General features: G+C 66.2%; 22 protein-coding genes. 18 read left to right on the forward strand and 4 right to left on the reverse strand.

All coding sequences use genetic code 11. From position 1 onward, the window contains the following. From G1E_RS01015 to G1E_RS01035, 5 genes are all read left to right on the forward strand, one after another. On the forward strand, positions 1 to 926 hold a 926-nt coding region (locus G1E_RS01015; RefSeq protein ID WP_047149568.1), incomplete at its 5' end, for an HlyD family secretion protein. Beyond that, on the forward strand, positions 916 to 2,430 hold the full coding sequence (locus tag G1E_RS01020) for a DHA2 family efflux MFS transporter permease subunit (RefSeq protein WP_009683469.1): 1,515 nt from the start codon (positions 916 to 918) through the stop codon (positions 2,428 to 2,430). The genes G1E_RS01015 and G1E_RS01020, both read left to right, overlap by 11 nt. Positions 2,431 to 2,552: 122 nt before the next feature. Then, the gene (locus G1E_RS01025; protein WP_009683470.1) at positions 2,553 to 3,284 is read left to right on the forward strand and encodes a GntR family transcriptional regulator; all 732 of its coding nucleotides are present in this window, start codon (positions 2,553 to 2,555) and stop codon (positions 3,282 to 3,284) included. A 58-nt stretch (positions 3,285 to 3,342) separates the two neighbouring features. Beyond that, the gene (gene soxR, locus G1E_RS01030; RefSeq protein WP_029886682.1) at positions 3,343 to 3,798 is read left to right on the forward strand and encodes a redox-sensitive transcriptional activator SoxR; all 456 of its coding nucleotides are present in this window, start codon (positions 3,343 to 3,345) and stop codon (positions 3,796 to 3,798) included. 142 nt (positions 3,799 to 3,940) lie between these two features. Beyond that, entirely contained in the window at positions 3,941 to 4,189 is a 249-nt protein-coding gene (locus tag G1E_RS01035) for a CsbD family protein (RefSeq protein ID WP_009683472.1), read from the forward strand. Between the two features lie 246 nt (positions 4,190 to 4,435). Here G1E_RS01035 and G1E_RS01040 read toward each other — a convergent pair whose 3' ends face one another. Then, on the reverse strand, positions 4,436 to 4,732 hold the full coding sequence (locus G1E_RS01040) for a DUF3144 domain-containing protein (RefSeq protein ID WP_009683473.1): 297 nt from the start codon (positions 4,730 to 4,732) through the stop codon (positions 4,436 to 4,438). Between the two features lie 397 nt (positions 4,733 to 5,129). Between G1E_RS01040 and mtlD the strand changes: the two genes are divergently transcribed. From mtlD to G1E_RS01065, 4 genes are all read left to right on the forward strand, one after another. Further along, positions 5,130 to 7,274 (forward strand): bifunctional mannitol-1-phosphate dehydrogenase/phosphatase, encoded by a 2,145-nt coding sequence (gene mtlD, locus G1E_RS01050; protein ID WP_009683475.1) that lies wholly within the window; start codon positions 5,130 to 5,132, stop codon positions 7,272 to 7,274. A 253-nt stretch (positions 7,275 to 7,527) separates the two neighbouring features. Then, the gene (locus tag G1E_RS01055; RefSeq protein WP_009683476.1) at positions 7,528 to 8,310 is read left to right on the forward strand and encodes an aldolase; all 783 of its coding nucleotides are present in this window, start codon (positions 7,528 to 7,530) and stop codon (positions 8,308 to 8,310) included. 45 nt (positions 8,311 to 8,355) lie between these two features. Continuing rightward, a complete protein-coding gene (locus G1E_RS01060) occupies positions 8,356 to 9,243 on the forward strand; it encodes a dihydrodipicolinate synthase family protein (protein ID WP_047149558.1) in 888 nt (295 codons plus the stop codon). Between the two features lie 179 nt (positions 9,244 to 9,422). Next, positions 9,423 to 10,631 carry an MFS transporter gene (locus G1E_RS01065; protein WP_009683479.1) on the forward strand — a complete coding sequence of 403 codons (1,209 nt, stop codon included), beginning with the start codon at positions 9,423 to 9,425 and terminating at the stop codon, positions 10,629 to 10,631. Between the two features lie 38 nt (positions 10,632 to 10,669). Here the strand turns inward: G1E_RS01065 and G1E_RS01070 are convergent, their stop codons facing one another. Further along, the gene (locus G1E_RS01070; RefSeq protein WP_009683480.1) at positions 10,670 to 11,968 is read right to left on the reverse strand and encodes a DUF2235 domain-containing protein; all 1,299 of its coding nucleotides are present in this window, start codon (positions 11,966 to 11,968) and stop codon (positions 10,670 to 10,672) included. 229 nt (positions 11,969 to 12,197) lie between these two features. Here G1E_RS01070 and G1E_RS01075 point away from each other — a divergent pair, with 229 nt between their 5' ends. From G1E_RS01075 to G1E_RS01115, 9 genes are all read left to right on the forward strand, one after another. Beyond that, complete coding sequence (locus G1E_RS01075) at positions 12,198 to 13,157, forward strand: MoxR family ATPase (protein WP_009683481.1); 960 nt, start codon at positions 12,198 to 12,200, stop codon at positions 13,155 to 13,157. A gap of 4 nt (positions 13,158 to 13,161) precedes the next feature. Then, complete coding sequence (locus tag G1E_RS01080; RefSeq protein ID WP_009683482.1) at positions 13,162 to 14,106, forward strand: DUF58 domain-containing protein; 945 nt, start codon at positions 13,162 to 13,164, stop codon at positions 14,104 to 14,106. Continuing rightward, positions 14,103 to 14,597, forward strand: coding sequence for a DUF4381 domain-containing protein (locus G1E_RS01085; RefSeq protein ID WP_009683483.1), 495 nt, complete (start codon positions 14,103 to 14,105; stop codon positions 14,595 to 14,597). The genes G1E_RS01080 and G1E_RS01085 overlap by 4 nt, the downstream gene beginning before the upstream one ends. Beyond that, on the forward strand, positions 14,590 to 15,666 hold the full coding sequence (locus tag G1E_RS01090; RefSeq protein ID WP_047149559.1) for a VWA domain-containing protein: 1,077 nt from the start codon (positions 14,590 to 14,592) through the stop codon (positions 15,664 to 15,666). The genes G1E_RS01085 and G1E_RS01090 overlap by 8 nt, the downstream gene beginning before the upstream one ends. Further along, entirely contained in the window at positions 15,663 to 17,381 is a 1,719-nt protein-coding gene (locus G1E_RS01095; RefSeq protein ID WP_009683485.1) for a tetratricopeptide repeat protein, read from the forward strand. Before G1E_RS01090 ends, G1E_RS01095 begins: the two co-directional genes overlap by 4 nt. Further along, positions 17,378 to 19,009: a BatD family protein gene (locus G1E_RS01100; RefSeq protein WP_047149560.1), complete on the forward strand. Its 1,632-nt coding sequence runs from the start codon at positions 17,378 to 17,380 to the stop codon at positions 19,007 to 19,009. Before G1E_RS01095 ends, G1E_RS01100 begins: the two co-directional genes overlap by 4 nt. A gap of 246 nt (positions 19,010 to 19,255) precedes the next feature. After that, on the forward strand, positions 19,256 to 20,494 hold the full coding sequence (locus G1E_RS01105; protein ID WP_047149561.1) for an exonuclease SbcCD subunit D C-terminal domain-containing protein: 1,239 nt from the start codon (positions 19,256 to 19,258) through the stop codon (positions 20,492 to 20,494). After that, positions 20,491 to 24,135, forward strand: a complete 3,645-nt coding sequence (locus tag G1E_RS01110; protein ID WP_009683737.1) for an AAA family ATPase — start codon at positions 20,491 to 20,493, stop codon at positions 24,133 to 24,135. Before G1E_RS01105 ends, G1E_RS01110 begins: the two co-directional genes overlap by 4 nt. Beyond that, entirely contained in the window at positions 24,132 to 24,725 is a 594-nt protein-coding gene (locus G1E_RS01115) for a glutathione S-transferase (RefSeq protein WP_009683738.1), read from the forward strand. Before G1E_RS01110 ends, G1E_RS01115 begins: the two co-directional genes overlap by 4 nt. 147 nt (positions 24,726 to 24,872) lie before the next feature. Here G1E_RS01115 and G1E_RS01120 read toward each other — a convergent pair whose 3' ends face one another. Both G1E_RS01120 and G1E_RS01125 read right to left on the reverse strand, forming a co-directional pair. Then, positions 24,873 to 26,000: a lactonase family protein gene (locus G1E_RS01120; RefSeq protein WP_009683739.1), complete on the reverse strand. Its 1,128-nt coding sequence runs from the start codon at positions 25,998 to 26,000 to the stop codon at positions 24,873 to 24,875. Further along, entirely contained in the window at positions 25,966 to 26,256 is a 291-nt protein-coding gene (locus G1E_RS01125; protein WP_047149562.1) for a DUF5629 family protein, read from the reverse strand. Before G1E_RS01125 ends, G1E_RS01120 begins: the two co-directional genes overlap by 35 nt. Positions 26,257 to 26,319: the final 63 nt, after the last annotated feature.

Consider the following 26,319-nt stretch of genomic DNA (forward strand, 5'->3'; position numbering starts at 1 on the left):
CGGTGGCGGGGGGGGGCGGCGCCCCCCCCCAGCCAGTCCAGGCCGGCGATGTACTGGTACGGCTGCAAGACCAGGACTACCGCGCGCGTGTCGAGCAGGCCCAGGCCAGCGTGGCCGAGGCCCAGGCAGCACTGGCCGCCGCACAGGCTGGCCAACAGCTGGCGGCCGAGCGCATCAACCAGCGCCAGCACGCCATCCAGCAGGCTGAGGCGACCGTGCGCAGCGCCACCGCCGAACGCCAACGCACTGCCCTGGACGTGCAGCGCTACCGCGGCCTGGTACGCGATCAAGCGGCCACCGCGCAGCGCCTGGAAAGCGCCAACGCCCAGGCGGCCCAGGCACAAGCGGCGCTGCAAGGGGCCCAGGCCGCGCTGCGCGAACAACGCGCTCAACTGGCCATGGCCAAGGCCCGCTCTACCCAGGCCGACGCCGTACTGCAACAGCGCGCAGCCGCCTTGGCACACGCCCAGGCTCGCCGGCAACTGGCCAGCCAGGACCAGCACGACACCGTGATTCGCGCCCCGCTCGCTGGCATCGTGGGCCAACGCCGCGTGCGTGCTGGCCAGTACGTGGTGCCCGGCCAGCCGCTGCTGGCAGTGGTGCCGGTACAGCAGGCCTACGTGGTCGCCAACTACAAGGAAACGCAACTGGCCCGCATGCGCCCCGGGCAACCCGTGGAAATCCGCGTCGACAGCTTTGCCGGCCAGCCACTGCACGGCCGTGTGGCCAGTTTCTCCCCTGCCTCGGGCAATGTCTTCGCCCTGCTGCCGTCGGACAACGCCACAGGCAACTTCACCAAGATCGTCCAGCGCTTCCCGGTGCGCATCCTGCTCGACCCAGCGCCCGCAGGCCCGCAGCTGCTGCCGGGCATGTCGGTGGTGAGCATCGTCGACACCCGTCCTGCCGAGGTTGCCGATGGCCACTGAGCAACCCGTCACGTTGCGCGCCTGGGTCGCCGTGCTCGGCGGCCTGTTCGGCTGCTTCATGGCCGGCATGAACGTGCATGTCACCAGCGCCGCGCTGCCGGAAATCCGGGGTTCGCTGGGCGCCAGCTTCGAGGAAGGCTCATGGATCTCCACCGCCTACCTGGTGGCGGAAATCGTCATGATCCCGCTGACCGCGTGGCTGGTCGAAGTGTTTTCGCTGCGCCGGGTGATGTGGACCGGCTCGCTGATCTTCCTGCTGGCCTCGGTGGCCTGCTCGTGGGCCCCCAACCTGGAAACGATGATCACCCTGCGCGTAGTGCAGGGCGCGGCCGGCGCGGTGCTGATCCCGCTGTCGTTCCAGTTGATCATTACCGAGCTGCCAGCCAGCAAGATGGCCATGGGCATGGCGCTGTTCAGCCTGGCCAACAGCGTGGCACAGGCGGCCGGGCCGTCGATTGGCGGCTGGCTGACCGACGCCTATTCATGGCGCTGGATCTTCTACCTGCAACTGTTCCCGGGTATCGCCCTGCTGTTCGCCATCGCCTGGTCGATCGACGCCAGGCCGATGCAACTCGCGCTGCTGCGCAAAGGCGACTGGCTGGGCATCGCGGCCATGGTGATCGGCCTGGGTGGCTTGCAGATCGTGCTGGAAGAAGGCGGCAGGCTGGACTGGTTCGGCTCATCGTTCATCGTTGGCATGAGCGCGATCGCCGGAATTGCCCTGGTGGTGTTCGTGGTTACCCAACTGCGCGGCCAGCGCGCCTTCATCAATTTGCGCTTGCTGGGGCGTTACAACTTCGGCGTCGCCAGTGTGGCCATGTTCATCTTCGGCGCGGCAACCTTCGGCCTGGTGTTCCTGGTGCCCAACTACCTGTCGCAACTGCAGGGCTTCAGCGCCCACGACGTGGGTGTAGCACTGATCGCCTATGGCGTGGTGCAGTTGCTGCTGGCGCCCATGATGCCGCGGCTGATGGGCTGGACCAGCGCCAAGTTCATGGTCGCCAGCGGTTTCCTGATCATGGCCCTGGGTTGCTGGCTGGGGGCAAGCCTGAGCGCCGACAGTGCCGACAACGTGATCATCCCGTCCACTGTGGTACGTGGCATCGGCCAGCCGTTCATCATGGTAGCGTTGTCGGTGCTGGCGGTGGCCGGGCTGGACAAGCGTGAAGCCGGGTCGGCGTCGGCCGTGTTCTCGATGCTACGCAACCTGGGGGGCGCGGTAGGGACGGCCGGGTTGACCCAGCTGGTGGCCACCCGCGAGCGTTTCCACAGCGAACGCATCCACGAGCAGGTCAGTGTGTTCGAGCCGGGCATGCAGGAACGCATCAACCACACGGTGCAGAGCTGGTTGCCGCAGCAGCAACAGGCGCTGGAGGGGTTGGCGGCAACCATTCGCCGCGAAGCGTACCTGATGGCCTACAGCGACGCATTCTACCTGGCGTGCCTGGCCTTGCTCGGGTGCGCCCTGGCAGCGATGCTGTTGCGGGCCCGGCAGAACACCTGAAAAGCGTCAGCGGGCCCCGTAAATGCTGGGCTGCACCGCCAGGTGCAGCCTGCTCGCCGACCACCCGGCACACGTCGCTGGTACACTCTCGGCCGACGACAGGTGCGAGACAGAACACAGGTATGAACCCGACGCGCTATGCCACTGTGGCCAAGGACTTGATGGCAGGCATTGCCAATGGCCGGTATCCGGTGGGCAGCCTGCTGCCAACCGAGCACGAGCTGTGCGACCTTTACGGTGTGAGCCGGCACACGGTACGTGCCGCGATCGACCAGTTGCTCGGCCAGGGGCTGGTATCGCGACGCAAGCGCGTCGGCACCCGGGTCGAGGCCAGGAGCCCCCGCGGGGGCTACACGCAGTCGCTGGCCAGCGTCGCCGACCTGGCACAGCTGGCGCCAGATCAGCGCTGGCAGATCCGCGATGTGCAGCACTTCGTTGCCGACCTGGGCCAGGCGGCACGGCTGGGGCTGGTGCCGGGTGAGCACTACTTTTGCCTGTCGAGCATCGCCGTGGCGCAGGCTGCGCCGCCGCTATGCTGCACCCAGGTCTATGCACAGCGGGACTACGGCGAAGTCATCGAACGCGCCCGCGAGCAGCCCGAACAGCCGATTGCCAGGCTGATCGAGCAGCATTACGGCCGCGCGATCGCGGTGATCGACCAGCAAGTACGGGCGGTAGCGCTGACGGCCGAGCTGGCCCTCGCGCTGAAGGCGCAGGTGGGTTCGGCGGGGTTGCAGATCATTCGCCACTACCGCGAAGAGAACGGCGACCTGATGGCCGTGGCCGAGACGATCCACCCGCATGACCGTTTTACCCTGGTTACCCAGTTGCGCCGGGATCGCGCAGCGGGGTAAGCCGTTTCACAATTCAAGGCGCCCTTACAGCGCTCAACCCAAGGCAAGGTCGACAGGCATGGCAGCAGACAACACGCGGATGCTTACAGTGGGCGAAGTCGCCAAGCGCAGCGGTGTGGCAGTGTCAGCGCTGCACTTTTATGAAGCCAAGGGGCTGATCGCCAGCGTTCGTACGGCGGGCAACCAGCGCCGCTACCCTTCGCTGGTACTGCGCACCCTGGCGATCATCAAGGTGGCACAGCGCACCGGTATCGCACTGGAGGAAATCCGCCAGGCATTGAGCCGCTATGCGCCCAACAGCAAGCTGACCGCGGCGCAGTGGGGCGAAATGTCGAGCGCCTGGCGCGAAGACCTGAATGCACGCATCCGTACTCTGGAGGCGCTGCGCGACAGCCTCGACAACTGTATTGGCTGCGGCTGCCTGTCACTGCAGGACTGCCCCCTGCGCAACCCCGGGGATGTGCTGGCCAAGGAAGGGAGCGGCGCGCGGATTCTGGAAAAGAAGGCGCGCTAGCCTCGTCCACTCACGCCACGTGCGATTCCTTGCAGGGGCGTGTGGCTTGAAGGTGATGAGTAGTTGGAACCATTGCCGCCCTTCACCTCCCTAACCCTGTGCTATCAACCCAAAGCCGCTTACAGGAAGGAATATAGCCATCATGAAACGCGAACAGATCGAAGGTGTTGCCGAGAACCTTGCAGGCAAGGCGCAGAGCGCTGTAGGCCGGCTGGTCGAAGACCCGGCGCTGGAAGCCGAAGGCGATGCGCGTCAGGCGGCAGGCCAGGTGACCAAGACCTATGGTGATGCCGTGGACACGGTGACTTCGTTCGTCAAGGAAAAGCCTATCGCCGCACTGGCCATCACCGCCGCCGTCACACTGGTGATTTCTCGCCTGCTGCGCCGTTGACCCAAGGCGCAACAGGCGGTTCAGGGCCGGACATGGCGTCCGGCCCACGCCATTACCGGCTGGCGATATTGTAGGCAAGACAAAGGTGCAATACCTGTGTGAGCGGGCCCGCGAACACCGGCTCAGCCTGTGCCATGCAGCGCGCTGGCTTCTTCGCGGGCTTGCCCGCTCCCACAGGGATCGCATCAGGGCTGGCAGTTGTTGGCCAGAGAGCGCTGAAGAGGCTGGGGCGAGCGACCTGCGGTGTTAGTCATTCTTGCCCAACATGTACTGGTCAAAATGCTTGATATGCTCGTCCAGGTTATCTTCGAGCATCATCCGGTACTGCTCGCAGAAGTATTTCAGGATCTCGTCCCGCGCAGCGCCCAGTTCGGCGCCGCTCTTGAAACTGCGGGCGCTCATCCAGGCGCTGAAGCGCGCGGCACCGAAGGTCAGCGAGGCGCTAACCTTGCCCAGGTCCTCGACCCTGTCGATCTGCTGGTTGGCCAGTTCTATGTGCGCATCGGCACGGTCGTAGAAGGCCTGGTCGGTAGCTTGGGTCATGGCGGTTCACCTGGTTGTGCAAGACGAGCGAAAGGCCAAGCCTTGCATGTCGCGGCGCATACGTGCAAGGCTGAAAAAGGATTACCAAAGTCGAAAAAGGACTCACAGTACCTCATGCTCGGAATCACACGTATCCATCGCTATTTGCGCCCACTGCCTGCAAAACCGACTGCAGCCAGTGGGCGTGACCTCAAGGCCAAACGTGCCGCCCGCCTCGCTTCCAGGTTCGCCAACCTGCTGTGTACCCCCCGCTCCATCCCCCCCTACATCTGCGTTACCCCCCAGCGCCCTCCTGTCGACCGCGTGCCCCCTACCTGACTGCCATTGCTGCAGCTCGCACGCCATGCTCGCCTGTTGCAGGCGGGATGTCCGACCCACCGACAAGGGGCAACAACCCATGCTTTTCTTTCACGGCAAACGCATCTTCAGCGCTATCTTCGATATGGATGGCACCCTCTTCGACACCGAACGCCTGCGCTTCAAGACCCTCAAGCAAGCGTCGCTGGAAATCTTCGGCAAACCGCTGGGCGAGCACACACTGCTCGGCTCTCTGGGCCTGAGCGCGAAAAAAGCCGAAGCCTTGGCCAAGGCGCATAACGGCGAAGACTTCCCCTATGCCGCCATCCGCCAGCGCGCCGATGAACTGGAGCTGGAGTACGTGCGCAATCACGGTGTGCCGATCAAGCCCGGCCTGCTGGAGGTGCTGGAGCGCCTGCGCAAGGCCGGCTTGACCATGGCCGTGGCCACCTCCAGCCGCCGCGCCATCGCCGAGGAATACCTGATCAACGCCAATGTGCTGAAGTACTTCGACATCACGGTGTGTGGCGATGAAGTCAGCCAGGGCAAACCCCACCCGGAGATTTTCCTGAAGGCCGCCCGCGCACTCAACTGCACGCCAGCGCAGTGCTTCATGGTCGAGGATTCGGAAAACGGCATGCTGTCGGCCATGCGTGCCGAGGGCCAGGCGATTCTGATCGAAGACATCAAGCCACCTGCCGCCGACATCAAGGCCGGCGCACTCAAGGCTTACCACAGCATGCCGGAGTTCCTTGCCGACCTGAATGCATGCGTGCCCGAGCTGGGCATGCCCGCGCTCAGCGAACCCTTCCCGGCGTCGTTGAACCAGTTCCGTGTCGGTATTCATGGCTTTGGCGCCATCGGCGGCGGCTACCTGACCCAGGTGTTTTCCCATTGGGACGGCTACACCCGGCCCTGCGAAATCATCGCCGCTACCCGCTCACGCATGCTGCGCGAGAGCGTGAGTGCCTTCGGCAGCTACAGCGTGCGCTATGGCAGCACCTCGTTCGACCAGACCATCGACAATGTGCGCATGATCGACCTGGACGACGAACAGGCGGTGATCGCCATGTACAACGACGCCGAGATCATCGGCCTGAGCCTGCCTGAACAGGCCATTCGCAACCAGGCCAGGGTAATTGCCCAAGGCCTGCTGCAGCGCTTCGAGCGCCGCGGCCGCGAGCTGACGTTGCTGATCGTGCTGAACAAGGTGGGTGGCGGCGCGTTCGTGCGCCGGCATGTGCAAGCCGAGCTGGCGACATTGTGCCCGCCGGCAATCTGCGAGCAGGTAATGCTCAAGACCCATTTCGCGGAAACGGTAGTCAGCCGCATCGTTTCCAAGCTGAGCAACGATGCGCTGGTGCGGCAATTGCGGATCAAGTCGCAGATGTTTCGCAACAGCCTGGAAGAAGAGCCTGCCGCACCCCGCAGTGCCTCGGCGCCGCCGGCTGAATACGAGCGATTGCTCGGGCATTTCAGGCCCTTTGCGCAGCCCAGCAGCGCCATGAGTCAACTGCACCTGGTGCTGTTCAACAGCGAAGCCGACATGCCGTTGTATGTCGAGCGCGGCAGCGACCTGCTCGAACGCCTGCGCCAAGTGCACACGGTGCCGGACATTGCCCAGATCCAGGTCATCAAGAACCGCCTGTGGAACGGCCCGCACGCGATCATTGCCTGGTACGCCAGCCTGCTGGGCCATGCCTGGGTGGGCCAGGGCATGGGCGACGCCCGCGTCAATGCCCTGGCCGAGCGGCTGATACGCCAGGAAGTGGCGCCCGCCCTGGAAGCGGAGTACCCGCAAATGAGCGAGGTGATCAGCCGGTTCGCCGACGCCTTTCTGGCGCGCTGCAAAACCTCGTTCAAGGACCCGTGCGCCCGCGTCGGCCGCGACCCGCTGCGCAAACTGCAGCGCAATGAACGTATCCTCAGCAGCATCGAGCTGGCCGGCAGGCACGGCATCGACACCCCGGCCCTGGCCTTTGGCGCGGCATTGGCCATTCACCACGCCCTGCGCTGCGACGATGCGAAGAACCTGGACGCCCAGGCGATCAGGCAGGTGTACCTGGACCATGATCACAGCGTCGAGGCTGTGCTGACCTACCAGGGCATCTGCAACGGCAAGCGCTTCCCGGCCTTGAACCCGCTCAGCGACGCGCCGCTGATCAATGCCATTGCCGAGGCCTTCCGGCAATACCAGCACGCGCACCCGGCCCCGCTGCCCGCTTCGCGCTGCATAGGCGCGTAACGCGCGCCTTTTTGCCGCGGCGCCAGCTGCGAACACCGGCCCGGCCGGTGTAAGCGCCTGCGCCGCGCGCTTTGCCAACGCCCCCTCGCGCACCTCCTTGCCGCCCGGCCCGCCACCTCTGGAGCCCCACTGCAGGCTAATTGTGTCATTCCCTGCTTGATAATGACACAAGGTGTCATTATGATCGCCGTGTGTCCTGGCGACCTCCCTGTGTCGCTCAGCAATTCACCGCCCTTTCCTGCAGGTACCGCCTATGACGACCACCATGCACGCCCCCAAGGACCAACTGGTCAAGCACGCCCAGCAGCAGATGCTGACGGCCCTGGCCGACAACACCTACAGTACCCGGCAAAAGCTGGCCCTCACCTGCCGCATCCTGTTCGACGGCGGCCACGACTCGGGGCTGGCCGGGCAGATCACCGCCCGCGCCCAAGAGCCTGGCACCTATTACACCCAGCAACTGGGCCTGGGCTTCGACGAAATCGCCGCCTCCAACCTGCTGGTGGTGGACGAAGACCTGACCGTGCTGCAAGGCCGTGGCATGGCCAACCCGGCCAACCGTTTCCACAGCTGGCTCTACCGCGCCCGGCCTGACGTCAACTGCATCATCCACACCCACCCGCTGCACAGCGCCGCCCTGTCGATGCTGGAGGTACCGCTGGCCATCTCGCACATGGACCTGTGCCCGCTGTTCGACGATTGCGCCTTCCTCAAGGACTGGCCTGGTGTGCCGGTAGGCAATGAAGAAGGCGAAATCATCGCGGCGGCCATCGGCGACAAGCGCGCGATCCTGCTTTCACACCATGGCCTGCTGATCGCTGGCGGCTCGATCGAAGAAGCCTGCGTGCTTGCCCTGCTGTTCGAGCGGGCCGCCAGGATGCAGCTGCTGGCCATGGGGGCCGGTGACATCCGCCCCATCCCCGAAGCCCTGGGCAAGGAAGCCCACGACTGGATCTCCACCCCTAAGCGTCATGGCGCCGCGTTCAGCTATTACGCGCGGCGTGCCTTGCGGGCCCACGGCGACTGCCTGGCCTGACTCGAAGCTGTACTCTTCCCTCAACAACGGCAAAGGTGCCTGGTCATGTCTACACCTGTAATTCGCGGCGTCATCGGCTACACCATCACTCCCTTCTCGGCAGACGGCACACTCGACCTGGAGGCTTTGGGCACGTCCATCGACCAATTGATCAAGCACGGCGTGCACGCCATCGCGCCGCTGGGCAGCACCGGCGAAGGCGCCTACCTGAGCGACAGCGAATGGGAAAGCGTGGTGCGCTTCAGCCAGGCGCGCATCGCCGGGCGCGTACCCAGCGTGGTCAGCGTCTCCGACCTGACCACCGCACGCACCGTGGAGCGTGCGCGCCTGGCGCAGGCATGCGGGGCCACGGCGGTCATGGTGCTGCCCGTTTCGTACTGGAAACTCACCGAAGCCGAAGTGGTGGCCCACTACAAGGCCGTCGGCGCCGCCATCGACATCCCGATCATGCTTTACAACAACCCGGGCACCAGCGGCACCGACCTGTCGGTGGAACTGATCCTGCGCATCCTCGCCGAGGTGCCGAATGTGACCATGGTCAAGGAAAGCACCGGTGACATTCAGCGCATGCACCGCCTGTTCCAGGCCAGCAAGGGCCAGGTGGCGTTCTACAACGGTTGCAACCCGCTGACCCTGGAGGCCCTGGTGGCAGGCGCGAGCGGCTGGTGCACCGCCGCGCCCAACCTGATCCCGGCATTGAACCTGGCATTGTGGGACGCCGTGCAGCAAGGCCAACTGGCCGAAGCCCGCACGCTGTTCTACCGCCAGTACGAACTGCTGGAATACATCACCCGCCGCGGCCTGCCCACCACCATCAAGGCCGGCCTGAAGCTGCTGGGCCAGGATGTCGGCGCGCCCCGCCTGCCGTTGCAGGCGCTGGATGCGCAAGGCAGCGACTATCTGAAAAACCTGCTGACCGAACTGGCTGCCTGACCCTCGACAGCGCAGCCCTGTAAGCGCGGGTTACCCGCGCAACAGGCAACGCGCTGGGTGGCGGGATCGCTGCCGGCGTTTGCATGGCCGCCTTCGGGTGCTGCGCAGCGACACCCGCCAAGCGGGCATTCCATCCCCTTGCCGTGCGCCAGGCGCGCACGCTGTCTACAGGTCCCGACATGCGCTACGTTGCTGCCCCCAAGCTGCTGACCCAGGTTGCCGCCGTACATTTCGTCAGCCATGTGCACATCATGCTGATCCCGGCACTGCTGCCAGTGCTGCCCTCCCTACTGGGGGTCGGTTACGTCGAACTCGGCGTGGCCTTGGCGGTGTTCAATATCGTCTCTGCCCTGGTGCAGGCCCCACTGGGTCACGCCGTCGACCACTTTGGCGCGCGCAAGGTGCTCAAGGCCGGGCTGCTGCTGGGCAGCCTCAGTTTCCTGCTGCTGGCCGCCAGCCCCGGCCATGCGGTGTTGCTGGTGAGCATGGCGCTGGCCGGCCTGGCCAATGGGGTGTACCACCCGGCCGACTATGCGCTGCTGGCCAAGGGTATCGAGCCAGACCGGCTGGGGCGGTCATTCTCCATTCATACCTTCGCCGGCTTCCTGGGCTCGGCGGTAACCCCGGCAATATTCCTCGGTATCGCTGCCGTGTTGGGCACACGGGCAGCCCTGGCGACGGGCGCAGTGTTCGGCGCTGCTGCGCTGCTATTGATATCGCTGCCAGGCAGCGGGGTGTACCGGGTAACGGAGATGGGCAACCCGGGCAATGCCGGCGCGCCGCCGGCAAACGTACGAGTGCGCTTGTTCACCCCCATGATCGGCGTGCTGACAGTGCTGTTCATATTGCTCAACCTGAGCACCAGTGCCATCGAGAAATTCTCCGTTGCCGCACTGGTGCAAGGCCAAGGCCTGACCTTGGCCTGGGCCAATACCGCGCTTACCGCCTTCTTGCTCTGCAGCGCCGCAGGGGTGCTGTGTGGCGGTGCCCTGGCCGACCGTACCCGCCGGCATGGCCTGGTGGCGGCGCTGGCTTTCGCCCTGGCCGCTGTGCTGACCGCCGTGGTGGCCTTGGGTGTGCTGCGCGAATGGGCATTGGTGGTGGTACTGGGCAGCATCGGCCTGCTGACCGGAATGATCGCCCCGTCGCGGGATATGCTGGTAAAAGCGGCCGCGCCCAAGGGTGCCGAAGGCAAGACCTTCGGGCTGGTCTCGACCGGGTTCAACATCGGCGGCGCCGTCGGGCCAGTGGCGTTCGGCTGGATGCTCGACCGGGGGCTGCCAAACGGCATTTTCGTTGCTTCGGTAGCGTTCATGGTGCTGACGGTGATGCTGACCGTGGCGCAGGAGGGGTATATGGCTCGAAAACGCAGGAACGCGCAGCGATGAATGAATGGGGTGGCGAACCCCTGCCACCCCAGACACATTCACCCCACCGGGTTCCCATGCACCACCCGCCCCGCCCCCCCTGGCCGGTTGACAAACAACACATCCAGCACGCTGTTACGCAACCCTTTCAGCGCGTTCCAGTTCGCCGAAGCGTGCACATACTTGTCGCGCAATAAGCGCTGCTCTTGCTCGCTCAGCGCCAATTGCCCGGTTTCGCCCAAGGCGAAGCCATGCAATTTTGCGCTGATCACCTGCAATTCAGCAGGCAAACGGTGCTCCGCCTGGCCGCCCAACGGCGCAAACGGCACACCAGCCCGTACCGCCAGCTCGCGCATCACGCTCAGGTAGACACGCGACAGGTGCCCGGCCACCTCCCGCTCGCGGGCTACCGCTGCGTAGACTTGCTTCTCTGCTTCACGCGGGTGGCCGCCAGCGATCGGCTCCTCCCAGGTGATCACCCGTGGCCGGGGTTCCCCCATGTCGGCAAAATCCGTCGCCAGCAGGCCCTGCATCACGGCATGCACGCGGCACTGCCCGGCAGGGGTCGCCACCGGCACGCGCTGGGATTGCGGTTTGCACAACAGCACCTGTTCCCATGTGGTTTCCGGGTAGCCGCCACCGATATTCGAGTGCACACCCGGCAGCACTATGTCGTGCCCACTGCTCACCAGCGGGAAGTTATGCCGCCGCTCATCCCGCGCGACCAGTTGTACCACCTGCCGGGCAATACCCGCCTCCAGGCCCAGGCGCAAGCCACCGTGGCGCTCATCGGCGGGGTCGAAGTCGCCCTGCAACGGCGCGATGATCGCGGCCACCGTGTCGAACAAGCCCATGAAGTTGATCGCGATGTCACACGCCACCGGCAACAATCCCCCGGCACCGTCGTGCAACAGGTTGGCCAGGTGGCGTACCGCCGCCGCGCCACGGCTGAAGCCGAACAAGTCGAACTCCAGGCGTGCCGGCACCCACTGCGGGTGCGCCTGGCACCAACCCTGCAGTTGCCCGGCAATCGCCTGCAACGCCTCGGCCACCCGGGCTTCCACGCCCGTGCGGCCACGCCCGGTGGCAGAGGCATACACCGGGTCGGTTTCACCGGCCAAGGTGCCGATGCCTTCCATGTAGCATTTGAAAAAGACCTGGCGCGCCTCGCCATCGGCCGCTTGCGCCGGGTACAACGCATGCAGCAGGGCTACGTTGCTCAGCGCATTGGCATAACTGCCGCCGTGCCCCGCCAATGCCGTGGCGTTGTGCTGATTGTTACCGGTGCCATCGAAGAACACCCCAAAACGCAGGGTTACCCGTCGAGGGGTCGGCGTACCGCCGTTGCTCGCTACCATCTTCGTGCCTTGTGCTTGACCCAAAAGCACAAGCAGGCGCCAGTACGCCGTCAGGCAACATCAGGCAATCGCCAAGCCTTCGTGAGAGTTTTCCATACCCAGGCCCGCTGCAGCGATAAATTTAACCCCGTGCCATTAGTCGCCGCCCCCCCGGATGGATTAAAGTATCAGCCCTTGCCAGGGCAGCTGCCGTCAGCCGCCTCCGGCCCCCTACCAGGAACCGTCGCCGATGGAACACCGTGAAGCGCTGATCGCGCTGCGCACCTTTCTTTCAACCCAGATCCTAGGCCAGGAGAAACTGGTCGAGCGGCTGTTGATCGTGCTGCTGGCAGACGGCCACATGTTGGTCGAAGGGGCGCCCGGGCTGGCCAAGACCAAGGCCATCAAGGAGTTGGCCGAGGGCATCGAAGCGCAGTTCCACCGCATCCAGTTCACCCCCGACCTGCTTCCGGCCGACATCACCGGCACGGAAATCTACCGCCCGGAAACCGGCAGTTTCGTGTTCCAGCAGGGGCCGATCTTCCATAACCTGGTGCTGGCCGACGAAATCAACCGTGCACCGGCCAAGGTCCAGTCGGCACTGCTCGAGGCCATGGCCGAGCGCCAGGTCAGTGTGGGCCGCAGCACCTACGACCTGTCGCCCCTGTTCCTGGTCATGGCCACGCAGAACCCGATCGAGCAGGAAGGCACCTACCCGCTGCCCGAAGCCCAGCTCGACCGCTTCCTGATGCACGTGAAAATCGGCTTCCCGGACGCCGCGGTCGAGCGGCGTATCCTGGCACAGGCCCGCGGCGAAGCGCTGGGCGGCGAAGTGAAACCCGAACGGCGGGTCAGCCAGCAGGCGATCTTTGCCGCGCGCAAGGAAATCCTCAACCTGTACATGGCCGATGCCGTCGAGGAGTACCTGGTGCAGCTGGTCATGGCCACCCGCACCCCGGCCAAATTCGATACCGAGCTGGCCGACTGGATCGCCTACGGCGCCAGCCCGCGCGGTTCCATTTCGCTGGACCGCTGCGCACGTGCCCACGCCTGGCTGGCCGGGCGCGACTTCGTCAGCCCCGAAGACATCCAGGCGGTGCTGTTCGACGTACTGCGCCACCGCATCATCCTCTCCTTCGAAGCCGAGGCCGCGGGGATCGACCAGGACCGCGTGGTCCAGCGCATCCTCGACGTCGTCGCCGTTGCCTGACCCCATGCCCAATGCGCACCTGGCCGAACCTGGCATCCGCATCGGCCTCGCCGAGCTGATCGACATGCGCCACCGCGTGCGCGAAATCCAGCTGTTTTCCAAGCCCGGCCAACGCAGCCCGCTGGTCGGCCTGCACCATTCCAAGCTGCGCGGGCGCGGTGTGGACTTCGACCAGGTGCGCGTGTACCAGGCCGGCGACGACGTGCGCAACATCGACTGGCGGGTGACCGCACGCACCCAGGAGCCCCACACCAAGCTGTTCCACGAAGAACGCGAACGGCCTATCTTCATCCTGGTCGAGCAGAGCCAGCGGCTGTTCTTCGGCTCGGGCCTGATGTTCAAGTCGGTGCTCGCGGCCCAGGCCGCCGCCTTGTTCGGCTGGGCCGCGCTGGCCCATAACGACCGCATCGGCGGCCTGGTGTTCGGCGACAACGAGCACCACGAAATCAAGCCCCGGCGCAGCAAACAGAGCCTGCTGCAGTTGCTCAACCGCATGGCCAAGGTCAACCAGGCGCTGCACACCGAGGCGGTTGCCGGGGCCGACAGCCTTGGCCTGGCCCTGCGCCGCGCCCGCGAAGTGCTGCGCCCGGGCAGCCTGGCCATCGTGATCTGCGACGAGCGTTCGCTCAGCGCTCAGGTGGAGCAGCACCTGGCCATGCTGTCCCGGCATTGCGACCTGCTGCTGCTGCCGGTGTCCGACCCACTCGACCATGCCCTGCCGGCCGCTGGCCTGCTGCGTTTTGCCCAACGCAGCGCGCAGCTGGAGCTCGACACCCTCGACGCCAACCTGCGCCAGGCCTACCGCCAGCAGGCCGAAGCCCGCATCGAGCGCTGGGAGCTGCTGGCGCAAAAGCTGCGGGTGCTGCTGATGCCGCTGAGCACGCAAAGTGAAATGATCGAGCAATTGCGCGAATACCTGAGCGCACAGCGCCCGCGGAGCGCGTCATGAACCCGCTCGATCAGTTGCAACCGCTGATCGAACCGGCGCCCATCGGCCTGTGGCCGCCAGCACCCGGCTGGTGGGCATTGCTGGTCATCCTGCCAGTGCTGGGCTGGGGCCTGTGGCGGCTGCGGCACTGGCGCCCGCGCAAGCGCCGTGTCGTACGCGCCGAGCAACCGCTGGACCCGGTGCGGGTAGAAGCGCTGGCCGAGCTGGCACGCCTGCCACGCCCCTACGACGGCGCCCCCGCCGGCGCCTGGCTGCAACAGATCAACGCCCTGCTCAAGCGCCTGTGCCGCAGCCACTACCCGGGCGCCAACAGCCATACCCTCAACGGCCGCCAGTGGCTGGCATTTCTCGACAACCGCTGCCCCGCAGCCGGCCTCACACGCTGGATGGTGCTGGTCGAAGGCGCCTATAAACCCGAGTGCAAACTCGACGACAAGGCCATCGCCGGGCTGAGCCAAGCCGTCGAAACCTGGATCCGCAAGCATGTTTGAACTGGCCTGGCCGTGGGTCTTTGCCCTGTTGCCGCTGCCGTGGCTGGCGCGCCTGCTGCTGCCCGCCGCCGACAGCGGCGAACCGGTACTCAAGGTTGGCTTCCTCAACGAACTGGAAGGCCTGGCCGGGCGGCGCGCGCGGCTGAACCTGCCCACCTGGCGCCAGCAAGGGCCATTCGTGGTCATCTGGCTGTTGCTGCTGTGCGCTGCCGCGCGCCCGCAATGGCTCGGTGACCCGGTGCCAGTGGCGGCCAGCGGCCGCGACCTGCTGGTGGCGGTGGACGTGTCCGGGTCGATGGACTTCCCGGACATGCAGTGGAAAAACGAAGACATCAGCCGCCTCGACCTGGTCAAGGCCCTGCTCGGCGACTTCCTGCAGGACCGTGAAGGCGATCGCGTGGGCCTGATCCTGTTCGGCAGCCAGGCCTACCTGCAGGCCCCGCTCACGTTCGACCGGCGTACCGTGCGCACCTTCCTCGACGAAGCGCAAATCGGCATCGCCGGCAAGAATACGGCCATCGGCGACGCCATTGGCCTGGCGGTGAAACGCCTGCGCCAGCGCCCGGCGCAAAGCCGGGTACTGGTACTGATTACCGACGGTGCCAACAATGGCGGGCAGATCCACCCGCTGACGGCAGCCCGCCTGGCAGCCCAGGAAGGCGTGCGCATCTACACCATCGGCATTGGCGCGAACCCCGAAGCCAGTGGCACCCCAGGCCTGCTCGGCCTCAACCCGAGCCTGGACCTGGACGAAGCCGCACTCAGGGAAATCGGCGAAATCACCCACGGTGCCTACTTCCGCGCGCATGACGGTGCCGAACTGGACGCTATTGGCGACACCCTCGACCAACTCGAACCGGTGGCCCAGCAACCGACCCAGGCCCGCACCGCCCAAGCCCTGTACGCCTGGCCGTTGGCCCTGGCGCTGCTGCTGAGCGTGCTGCTGGTGGTGGCCGTGCAATGGCCCGACAACCTGATGCAGCGCCTGCTGCGCAAGCCGCGCTTCTTGCAGCCACACCCGGAATGGCGCCAACGCCTGAAGCGCTTGCGCTTGAGGAGGCGGCGATGATCGACCTGTGGCCGCAATGGTTGCGCCCGCTGTGGCTGCTGGCCGTGCCCTTGCTTGGCTGGCTGCTGTACAAGCTGTGGCATCGGCGCAAACGCGCCGGGCGCTGGCAGCTGATCCTGCCGCCGGCATTCCACGCTGTGCTGCTGGGCGGCGGCAACGGCAACACCAGCAAACTGCCGTGGGTGGCGCTGGGGTTGGCCTGGCTATTGGTGATCCTGGCCCTGCTCGGGCCCAGTTGGCAGCGGGTGGAAGAAAACCGCCAGCGCCCGGCCGACCCGCTGGTGATATTGCTGGAGCTGACCCCGCAGATGCTCGCCGAGGACAGCCCGCCCAATCGCCTGGAACAGGCCCGGCGCAAAATCCTCGACCTGCTGGAGCACCGCCGCGACAGCCAGACGGCGCTGGTGGTCTATGCCGGCTCCGCACACACCCTGGTGCCGCTGTCCGATGACCTGGCCACCACGCGCAACCTGCTGGAGGCCATCGACCCGTCGATCATGCCCAAGCCCGGCCAGCGCGCCGACCTGGCCGTGCAGAAGGGCCTGGCCCTGCTGGCCCAGAGCGGGCTCGGCCAGGGCCGCCTGCTGCTGATCGGGTCGTCGCTCAGCGCCCCGGAGCGCCAGGGCATCGCCCAGGCCCTTGGCCGGCAGGGCCCAAGCCTGCTGATGCTGGGTATCGGTAGCCGTGACGGTGCCCCGGTGCGCCAGGCCAATGGCGAATACCTCAAGGATGACCAAGGCGGCATTCTGGTGCCCCGCCTGGACAACGCCAGCCTCAAGGGTTTCATCAACGGCACCGGCGGGCGCTACCGGCATGCGCGTATCGACGACCTGGACCTGCGCGGCCTGGGCCTGTTCGACCAGCCGCGGGCCGGGCGCAACGACGGCCAGACCCTGCAGCTGGACAGCTGGGCCGACCAGGGCTACTGGTTGCTGATTCCGCTGCTGCTGCTGGCCGCGTGTGCCGGCCGGCGCGGTTGGCTGTTCTGCCTGCCGTTGCTGCTGGCCCTGCCCCAGCCCAGCCAGGCTTTCGAGCTCGATGACCTGTGGCTGCGCCCCGACCAGCAAGGCCAACGCCTGCTCGAGCTGAACCGCCCAGCCAGCGCGGCTCGGCACTTCCAGGACACGCAGTGGCGCGGCCTGGCGCTGTACCAGGCGGGCGACTACGCGGGTGCGGCCGAGGCATTTTCCCAAGGCGACACGGCCGCCGACCACTACAATCGAGGCAATGCACTGGCCCGTGCCGGTGAGCTGGAAGCGGCCCTGGACGCCTACGAGCAGGCGCTGGAGCGCCAACCCGATCTGCAAGTGGCACTGGACAACCAGGCATTGGTGCAACAGCTGCTGCAACAGCGCCAGGCCAAGGCCGAGGAACAACCGCCCGGTAACGATGCCCAAGGCACGCCCGGCAGCGACACCGAAGGCAACAGCAGTTCGGCCAGCAGCGCCGCCCAGGGCACCCCCAGCGGTGATGAACAAGCCAGCGCCGAGCAGCCAGGCGAAAGCAGCAGCAACAGCCAGGGCGCACCGGGTAACCAGCCGGGTGCCGATGAGGGCGTCATCCAGCCGCCCCAGCGCCCGGTGTCGACCAGCCTCGACGCCGAACAGCGCCAAGCCCTGGAACAATGGCTGCGGGAGATCCCCGATAACCCGGCGGAGCTGCTGCGGCGCAAATTCTGGTACGAACAGCAACTGCAACAGGAAACCCCACGATGAGTCGCTTCGGCGTCTTGCTCCTCTCCCTGCTGTGGGCCACCCTGGCCCAGGCTGAACCCCTGCTGCAGGCCAGCGTCGACCGCACCCGCCTGCAGGCTGGCGAAAGCCTGGAACTGACCCTGGAAAGCCAGGACGTCACCCAGTTCGGCAAGCCCGACCTGCGCGCCCTGGAAGGCGACTTCGAGGTGCGCGGCACGCGCCAGCTGAACAGCCTGCATACCCTCGACGGTGAAACCCGCGCCAGCACCCGCTGGATCATCACCTTGCTGCCGCGGCGCAGCGGCAGCCTGCGTATCCCCGAGCTGCAGCTGGGTCAGTCACGCAGTCAGGCCATCGACCTGCAAGTGCTGCAGGCCGATGCCAGCCGCCAGGACACTTCACAGGTGTTCATCGAGGCCACCCTCGACAGCCCCGACGTCTACGTGCAGGCGCAGGCTGTGCTCACCTTGCGCATCTATCACTCGGTGGCGCTCTATGACGACAGCAGCCTGAGCCCGCTGCAGCTGGAAGGCGCCAAGGTCGAACCGCTCGGCGAATCGCGCACCTATGAAAAGGAAATCAATGGCGTGCGCCACGGCGTGATCGAAACCCGCTATGCCGTGTACCCCCAGCAAAGTGGCACGCTCGAGATCCCGCCACTGACGTTCAGCGCCACCGCCGCAGCCAGCAGCGACGAAACCCCGCAAGCCAATGGCACGGCCCGTGCCGGGCACCAGGTACAGGTCAGCTCGCTGCCGCTGCGGCTGGCGGTACGCCCGATTCCCGCCGCCTGGCCTGCGGGTGTGCCGTGGTTGCCGGCGCGTAGCCTGACACTGGAAGAGCACTGGAACCCCGACCCCGGCAACCAGCAGGTACAGATTGGCGACTCGCTGACGCGCAACATCACCTTGCGCGCCGAAGGCCTTTCCAGCACCCAGTTGCCGCCGTTACCCGCCACCGAGATCACCGGCCTGCGCCGCTACCCCGACCAGCCGCTGCTGCGCAACGAAATCAACGAACGCGGCATGACCGCCAACCGCGAGGAACGCGAAGCACTGGTGCCCACACATGCCGGCACGTTGGCCCTGCCGGCGCTGGAAGTGGCGTGGTGGAACACCCGTGAAGATCACCTGGAGCACAGCAGCCTGCCGGCGCGTACGCTGAACGTGCAAGACAACCCGGCATTGAGTGCCGACAGCCCGGTGGGCGATAACAGCAGCGCCAGCAGCGCGCTGTGGCCTTGGCAATTGGCGACTCTGCTGTTCGCCCTTTCCACCGTACTGGGCTTCGCCCTGTGGTGGCGCGCCCGCTCGCAACCGGCGGTGCTGCGTGCGGCGCAGAACGGGCCGAGCCCGCGCACCTTGCTGGATGACCTCAAGCGCGCTTGCCTGGCGAACGACCCCCAGGCCACCCGCCAGGCGCTGGACGCCTGGGCCCGGCAGCAACCGGAGACCCTGGCCGAGATGGCGGCGCGCTTCGTGCCGTTGTCGGATGCGCTGGATGGGTTGAATGGCGCGTTGTACAGCGAGAGTGGGCAGTATTGGCAGGGTGAGGATTTGTGGCGGGCGATCGGCACGATACCGCCGGCCGAGCAGGTGTTGTTGCCGGCTGGGGAGAACGGCAGCTTGCCGCCGCTTTATCCCAAGTAGCCGGCTGCCTGCCAGGGCCTCTTCGCGGGCATGCCCGCTCCCACAGGAACAACGTATGCCTGAGCTTTGCGCGGTGCCTGTAGGAGCGGGCGCGCCCGCGAACACCGGCGCAGCCGGTGCCAGCCCTCCCCCCATTCCCCGCCCTGCCCCCCACCCCCCTGCTTGGGTTACCATACCGCCCTCGCGCAACGCCCATCCCCAAAGCCAAGCCCTCTGGCTTGCTCGACTCGACACCACAGGTCATCCATGCGTCTGTTTCATACCTCCGACTGGCACCTGGGCCAAAGCCTGCACGGCCAGGAACGCGATTTCGAACACGCCTGCTTCCTCGACTGGCTGCTCGGCCAGCTTCGCCTGCGCCAGCCGGATGCGCTGCTGATCGCCGGCGATATCTTCGACACGGTCAACCCCCCGGTCAAAGCCCAGGAGCGTCTGTACGACTTCATCGTCCAGGCGCATGAGCAGCAGCCCAAGCTGGACATCGTGATGATCGCCGGCAACCACGATTCCGGCTCGCGCATCGAGCTGCCTGCCGCACTCATGCGCTGCCTGCGCACCCACGCCCTGGGCCGTGTGCACTGGCTGGACGAGGGCCAACTGGATGCCGAGCGGCTGCTGATTCCGCTGACCAATGGCCGTGGCAAGGTCGCAGCCTGGTGCCTGGCGCTGCCGTTCCTGCGGCCGGCCGAAGTCACCGGCCCCCACCTGGGCGACGACTACCTGCAAGGCATCACCCAGGTGCACCAGCAACTGATCGCCGCAGCACTGCAAAAACGCAAGAAAGACCAGGCGCTGATTGCCATCAGCCATGCGCACATGGCCGGGGGCGCAGTGTCGGAAGACTCCGAGCGCAGCCTGATCATCGGCAACGCCGAGGCGCTGCCGGCCAAGCTGTTCGACAAGGCCATCAGCTATGTCGCCCTCGGCCACCTGCACAAACCACAGAAGGTCAACCGCGAAGAACGCATCCGCTACAGCGGCTCACCGATCCCACTGTCGTTCGCCGAAATCAACTACCCGCACCAGGTGCTGGAGGTGGAACTGGACGGCAGCGGCCTGGTCAGCGTCGAGCCGCGCCCGGTACCGCGCGCCGTGGCCCTGCAACGCATCGGCCCGGCACCGCTGGGTGAGCTGTTACAGCAAATGGCAGACCTGCCGGTAATCGACCTGCTGGAAGACCCCAATCGCCAACCCTGGCTGGAGGTGCGGGTCATTCTCGACGAGCCGCAACCGGACCTGCGCCAGCAGATCGAGATCGCGCTGGCGGGCAAGGCAGTGCGGCTGGTGCGCATCAGTGCCGAGTATGCTGGGCGCAACAGTACCGAAGAGGATGACCTGGCCTTTGTCGAACTGGCCCAGATGACCCCGCAAGACCTGTTCAGCCGGGCCTGGGAGCAAACCTACGGCAGCGCTGTCGACGAGCAGGCGCTGGCCGACTTTGCCCTGCTGTTGCAGGACTTGCAGCAGGATGAGGAGCAGCCATGAAGATTCTTGCCATCCGCCTGAAGAACCTGGCATCGCTGGCCGGCCCCGTCGACATCGACTTCACTGCCGAGCCCCTGGCCAGCGCCGGCCTGTTCGCCATTACCGGGCCCACCGGCGCCGGCAAGAGTACCCTGCTCGACGCCCTGTGCCTGGCCCTGTTCGGCACCGTTCCGCGGCTCAATGACATCGGTCGGGAAGCCAAGGTGCCGGATGCCGACGGCGACATCCCCACATCCGACCCGCGCAACCTGCTACGCCGTGGCACCGGCAGCGGCTTTGCCGAAGTCGATTTCGTCGGCGTCGACGGCCGCCGCTACCGTGCCCGCTGGGAATCCAACCGCGCCCGCGACAAGGCCAACGGCAAGTTGCAGCACAGCCGCCAGAGCTTTTACGACCTGGACAGCGAGCAGGTCCTGGCCAGCGGCAAGAACGAATACAAACAGTTGGTCGAAGCCCGCCTGGGCCTGAACTTCGAGCAGTTCACCCGCGCGGTGATGCTGGCCCAGAGCGAGTTTGGCGCGTTTCTCAAGGCCGACGACAGAGAGCGCAGCGAGCTGCTGGAAAAACTGACCAACACCGCCATCTACACCCGCTTGGGCCAGCGCGCGTTCAGCAAGGCCCGCGAGGCCGGTGAGGTGCACAACGACCTGCTCGCGCGCGCCAGCCACCTGCTGCCGATGGACGCCGAAGCCCGCGCCCAGCTCGACCAGCAACTGGAGCAGGCGCAGCAGCACCTGAAGGCTGACCAGGCCGGTGAGCGCCAGCTGGAACAGCAACGCAACTGGCTGCACGAGCAAAACCGGCTGCAAGCCCAGCACGCCGAGGCGGCCCGCGCGCTGCAGGCCGCCGAGCAGGACTGGCAGCAGTTGGCCGAACCGCGCCTGGACCTGCTGCGCCTGGAGCGCCTGGCACCTCAGCGCCACCAGTTCCACCGCCAGCAGGCGCTGAACGCACAACTGGCCCCACTGGCGGCAAGAATTGCGCAGCAGCAACAGCAGCAGGACGAACTCCAGGCACGCGCAAATACCCTGGAGCAAGCACTGAACGCCGCACGCCAGGCGCTCGCCGACAGCCAGGCGCAACACGGCGAGAATGCCCCACGCCTGCGCCAGGCCTTCGCCGCCCAGGACAACCTAGCGCGCCTGGACGAAGCGCTGGCCGCGCAACGCAGCAGCAGCCAACAGGCTGAACAACACGTCGCCGATGGCCAGCAGCAGTTGCAACAGCTGGAGGCCAACCAGCAGCGCAGCCTGCAGCAATTGGCGCAGATCGACAGTGCCCTTGCCGACAGCGAGCACCTGGCAGGCCTGGCCAGTGCGTGGCACGCCTACCTGCCGCAACTCAAACAGGTGATGCTGATTGGCGGCCGCCTGGCCAAGGGCCGCGAAGAGCTGCCCGGCCTGCAGGCCCAGGCCAGCCAGGCCAATGTGCAGCTGCAGGCCGAGCGCGATGCCTACGAGCTGCTGTTCCGCGAAGCCAAGGCCGAACCCCAGGCCCTGGCCGAGCAGATCGACCTGCTCGGTGGCATGCTGCAGGACAACCGCAAGCAGCAGCGCGCCGTTGAAGAAATGTCGCGCCTGCACGGCCGCGAACTGGAACTGCGCCAGCAACTGGACAGCGTTCGTGAACGCCAGCAACAGGCCATGCAGCAACGCCAGCAGTTGATCAGCGAGGGCACCGCGGCGAAGGCCGAGCTGGAGGCGGCCGAACAGGCGCTCAACCTCACCCGCCAGTTGCTGGAGCGGCAACGCCTGGCGCGCACCACCAGCGTGGAGGCACTGCGCGACCAATTGCGCGATGGCGAACCTTGCCCAGTCTGCGGCAGTGCCGAACACCCGTTCCACCAGCCTGACGCACTGCTGCACAGCCTGGGCCGCCATGACCAGGCTGAAGAAGCTGCCGCGCAGCAACAGGTCGACACCCTCAACGCCAAGCTGGTAGAGCTGCGCACCCAGCTGGGCGTGGTCAACGCCCAGCTCAAGGACTTCCAGCAACAACAGCAGCAACTGGGCGATCAGTTGCAACCGCTGGTGGCGCAAGTTCAGGCGCACAGCCTGTGGCCGGCCCTGGCCCCGCAGGATGACAAGGCCCGTAGCACCTGGCTGGCCAGCCAGCTGCAGCGCCTGGAGGCGGAAATTGCGCAGGACGAGAAACGCCAGAGCGCGCTGCTCACGCTGCAACGCGATGCTGCCCGCCTCAACCAGCAACTGCAGGCCGCCCAAGACGCTCAACAGCAGGCCCAGCGCCACCTCGAACAACAGCACCAGGCCCTGGCCAACGACGAGCAGCAGTTGCAGCAAGGCTTGCACGACTTGGCCGGTGTGCTGCCCGAACAAGCCCTGAAGGCACTCGACGAAGACCCGGCCAATGCCTTCCTGGCCCTGGACCAGCAGATCGTCCAGCGCTTGCAGCAACTGGAACAGCGCAAGGACGAACTGGAAGAACAGCAGGCCCGGCAGACGCAACTCGACAAGCTGCGCGACCAGCACCAGGCCCGCGTGCAAGGCCTGCAGCAGTTGCAGCAGCAACTTGCCGCCCTGGACGAGCAGCGCCAGCAGGCCCAGGCCGCCCTCGGCGAACTGCTCGGTGAACACGCCACTGCCGAAGCCTGGCAACAGCACATGGACGCCGCGCTGGACCAAGCCCGCGCCCTGGACGCCGACACCGCCCAGCGCCTGCAGGAACTGCGCACGCAAGCCGTGCAACTGGCCAGCGAGCTGAAGGCCGACGGCCAGCAGCAACAGGCGCTGGTTGCCGAATGCCAGCAGTTGCAGGGCCAGATCGCGCAGTGGCGCAGCCAGCACCCGGAGCTGGATGACGCCGGGCTGGATCGCCTGCTGGCCATGGAGGATGCGCAGGTCACAGCATTGCGCCAGCGCTTGCAAGGCGCGGAAAAAGCCATCGAACAAAGCCGCGTGTTGCTGCAGGAACGCGAACAGCGCCTGCAACAGCACGTGGCCGACATGACCGTGGACACCCCGGCCGAAGCCCTCGAGCAAGCTCTGCTGGAACTGCGCGAGCGCATGGCCAGCCACGAGCAGCAATGCGCCGAACTGCGGGCGCAGCAGGCCGATGACCAGCGTCGCCAGCAGGCGCATCAGGCACTGGCAGCCGAGATTGAGCAAGCCCGCCAGCAGTGGCAGCGCTGGGCCCGCCTGAATGCTCTGATCGGCTCGGCCTCGGGCGATGTGTTCCGCAAGATCGCCCAGGGTTACAACCTTGACCTGCTGTTGCACCATGCCAACAGCCAACTGCGCCAACTGGCCCGCCGCTACCGCCTCAAGCGGGGCGGCAGTGCCCTGGGCCTGTTGGTCCTGGACACCGAAATGGGCGACGAGCTGCGCTCGGTGCACTCGCTGTCCGGCGGCGAAACCTTCCTGGTGTCGCTGGCGTTGGCCCTTGGCCTGGCCTCGATGGCTTCCAGCACCCTGCGCATCGAATCGCTGTTCATCGACGAAGGTTTCGGCAGCCTGGACCCCGAGTCGCTGCAGCTGGCCATGGATGCCCTTGACGGCTTGCAGGCCCAGGGGCGCAAGGTGGCAGTGATTTCCCACGTGCAGGAAATGCACGAGCGCATCCCGGTGCAAATTCAGGTGCGCCGCCAAGGCAATGGCCTGAGCGAAGTGCAGGTGTGCGGGTGATCCTGTACTCGTTCCGTCGCTGCCCCTGGGCCATGCGCGCGCGCCTGGCCCTGCGCTATGCCGGCTGTGAGGTCGAGGTGTGCGAAGTGGCGCTGAAGAACAAGCCGGCAGAACTGCTGGCCTTGTCCCCCAAGGGCACGGTGCCGGTGCTGGACACCGGCAGCCAGGTGCTGGAAGAGAGCCTGGATATCATGCGCTGGGCGCTGGCGCAGAACGACCCGCAGGATTGGCAACTGCGCGCGAATCCCGCGGCGGCGCAGCAGGCGCATGCCCTGATCGCGCGTAATGACAGCACGTTCAAGGCGCAGGTGAACCTGTACAAGTATGCCGAGCGCTACCCGCAGCACCCTCGCGCCTACTACCGCCAGCAGGCCGAGGCCTGGCTGGCGGAGCTCGAAGGGTTGCTGGAGAGCCGGCCGTACCTGTTGGCTGACCAGCCGAGCATCGCCGACGCCGCCTTGCTGCCCCTGATGCGCCAGTTTGCCGGGGTGGAACCGCAGTGGTTCGCCGAGGCCGCTTATCCGCGGCTGCGGAGCTGGCTAGAGGGGTGGTTGGCATCAGACCTGTTCCGCTCGATCATGGCCAGGTAGCTTCACCCGGCTCCCTGTAGGAGCGGCCTTGTGTCGCGAAAGGGTCGCAGCGCGGCCCCGGCAATGTCGGCGGTAACGCAAGAACCCGGGGCCGCTGCGCGACCCTTTCGCGACACAAGGCCGCTCCTACAAGGCCTGGTGTTGATATCAGTCGATGAACTTCAAGTCCGAGGGTGCGTCCTGGGCCAGGACCTGCACCGTCTCGCCCAGCTTGCCAGTCTTGGCGTCACGGCGCATGACCACGATCTGGTTGCTCTTCTGGTTCGCCACCAGCAGGAAGCGGTTGCTGGGGTCCAGGGCAAACTCGCGGGGGTGGTCGCCTTCCACGGCGCGGCGCTGCACAAACGTCAGCTGGCCGTCGCCCTCAACCGCGAACACCACGATTTCATTCGCTGTACCGCGGTTGCTCACGTACAGGAAGTGCCCGTCGGCCGACAGGTGCAACCCGCCCGCCGCCTTGGCCGTCGACGCCGAGGCTTCGGTCAGTGCCAGGCGCTGGCCCACGCGCAGGTCCGCACCGCTCACATTGAACATCACCACTTCCCCGCTCATTTCCAACGTGAGGTAGGCATGCTGCCCTGTGGCATCGAACAGCAGGTGGCGTGGTCCGCTGCCTGGCGGCAACGCCACCGACGGCGGCGTGGCAGGGCTCAACGGCTGGTCCGGGCTGGCGCCGTCGTAGCGGTAGATGAATACCTTGTCGGCGCCGAGGTCGCTGGCGTACAGATATTGCCCATTGGGTGACGACACCAGTGAATGCACATGCCCCCCCGCCTGGCGCTCGCGGTTGACGCCACTGGGCCGGTGTCGCAATTGCTGCACGACCGGCTTGAGCTGACCGTCCCTGGCTATCGGCATCACTGCCAGGCTGCCGCCGGGGTCAGGGTTGACCGCGTAGTTGGCCACGAACAGGTAGCGCTGGTCATGGCTGAGGCTGGCGTGGGTTGGCTCGTCGCCTTGGCTGGCCACCTGGTTAAGCGGCTTGATGTCGCCCTTTGCACTGACCCTGAAACTGCTGGCATTGCCGCCCGGGGTTTCATTGACAGCGAACAGCAGGCGGCGGTCGGCCGACAGCACCAGCCACGACGGGCTGACACTTTTCACCACTTGCTGCGGGGTAGGGTCGATGTGGCCCCGTTGTTCGTCGAACTGGTAGCGGTAGATACCCTGGCTGGCACCATCGGTATAGCTGCCCACCAGCAGGGTCGCGGCGTGGCTCGGGATAGTCAGGCTCATCAGGCTAGCGGTCAGCAGGGTCGTCCAGGTGCGGTTCATCTTGGGCTTCATCCGGGGCGCGAAAGGCACTCATGCAGACTAGCCGATGCGCGCCGTTGGCATCGTCCAGTTGCCACTCGTCACCCATGGCGGGCGCCGCCGCGACCTGCTCGGGAGTAAACGACCAGCGGCGCAGTTGGCGGCCGTCCATGCACTCGACGCGCAGGCCAGTGGTATCGGCGGTGAACTCGAAGGCGTGCAGGCCGTCGATCAGGAGCATGTCGCAGGACTGCAGGGCGTGGCTGAGGGAGGACATTGGGTTACCTGTCAGGGAAGTGCTGCCAGTATAACCCTGTGACATCCCTGTGGGAGATTCTAT

This window comes from Pseudomonas sp. TJI-51 (genome assembly GCF_000190455.2).
Taxonomy (GTDB): Bacteria; Pseudomonadota; Gammaproteobacteria; order Pseudomonadales; family Pseudomonadaceae; genus Aquipseudomonas; species Aquipseudomonas juntendi.

Bases quoted from the DNA above. Each gene is read 5' to 3' on its own strand.
- G1E_RS01020 (WP_009683469.1), top strand. From the start codon at position 916: ATGGCCACTGAGCAACCCGTCACGTTGCGCGCCTGGGTCGCCGTGCTC.
- G1E_RS01025 (WP_009683470.1), top strand. From the start codon at position 2,553: ATGAACCCGACGCGCTATGCCACTGTGGCCAAGGACTTGATGGCAGGC.
- soxR (WP_029886682.1), top strand. From the start codon at position 3,343: ATGGCAGCAGACAACACGCGGATGCTTACAGTGGGCGAAGTCGCCAAG.
- G1E_RS01035 (WP_009683472.1), top strand. From the start codon at position 3,941: ATGAAACGCGAACAGATCGAAGGTGTTGCCGAGAACCTTGCAGGCAAG.
- G1E_RS01040 (WP_009683473.1), bottom strand. From the start codon at position 4,732: ATGACCCAAGCTACCGACCAGGCCTTCTACGACCGTGCCGATGCGCAC.
- mtlD (WP_009683475.1), top strand. From the start codon at position 5,130: ATGCTTTTCTTTCACGGCAAACGCATCTTCAGCGCTATCTTCGATATG.
- G1E_RS01055 (WP_009683476.1), top strand. From the start codon at position 7,528: ATGACGACCACCATGCACGCCCCCAAGGACCAACTGGTCAAGCACGCC.
- G1E_RS01060 (WP_047149558.1), top strand. From the start codon at position 8,356: ATGTCTACACCTGTAATTCGCGGCGTCATCGGCTACACCATCACTCCC.
- G1E_RS01065 (WP_009683479.1), top strand. From the start codon at position 9,423: ATGCGCTACGTTGCTGCCCCCAAGCTGCTGACCCAGGTTGCCGCCGTA.
- G1E_RS01070 (WP_009683480.1), bottom strand. From the start codon at position 11,968: ATGGTAGCGAGCAACGGCGGTACGCCGACCCCTCGACGGGTAACCCTG.
- G1E_RS01075 (WP_009683481.1), top strand. From the start codon at position 12,198: ATGGAACACCGTGAAGCGCTGATCGCGCTGCGCACCTTTCTTTCAACC.
- G1E_RS01080 (WP_009683482.1), top strand. From the start codon at position 13,162: ATGCCCAATGCGCACCTGGCCGAACCTGGCATCCGCATCGGCCTCGCC.
- G1E_RS01085 (WP_009683483.1), top strand. From the start codon at position 14,103: ATGAACCCGCTCGATCAGTTGCAACCGCTGATCGAACCGGCGCCCATC.
- G1E_RS01090 (WP_047149559.1), top strand. From the start codon at position 14,590: ATGTTTGAACTGGCCTGGCCGTGGGTCTTTGCCCTGTTGCCGCTGCCG.
- G1E_RS01095 (WP_009683485.1), top strand. From the start codon at position 15,663: ATGATCGACCTGTGGCCGCAATGGTTGCGCCCGCTGTGGCTGCTGGCC.
- G1E_RS01100 (WP_047149560.1), top strand. From the start codon at position 17,378: ATGAGTCGCTTCGGCGTCTTGCTCCTCTCCCTGCTGTGGGCCACCCTG.
- G1E_RS01105 (WP_047149561.1), top strand. From the start codon at position 19,256: ATGCGTCTGTTTCATACCTCCGACTGGCACCTGGGCCAAAGCCTGCAC.
- G1E_RS01110 (WP_009683737.1), top strand. From the start codon at position 20,491: ATGAAGATTCTTGCCATCCGCCTGAAGAACCTGGCATCGCTGGCCGGC.
- G1E_RS01120 (WP_009683739.1), bottom strand. From the start codon at position 26,000: ATGAACCGCACCTGGACGACCCTGCTGACCGCTAGCCTGATGAGCCTG.
- G1E_RS01125 (WP_047149562.1), bottom strand. From the start codon at position 26,256: ATGTCCTCCCTCAGCCACGCCCTGCAGTCCTGCGACATGCTCCTGATC.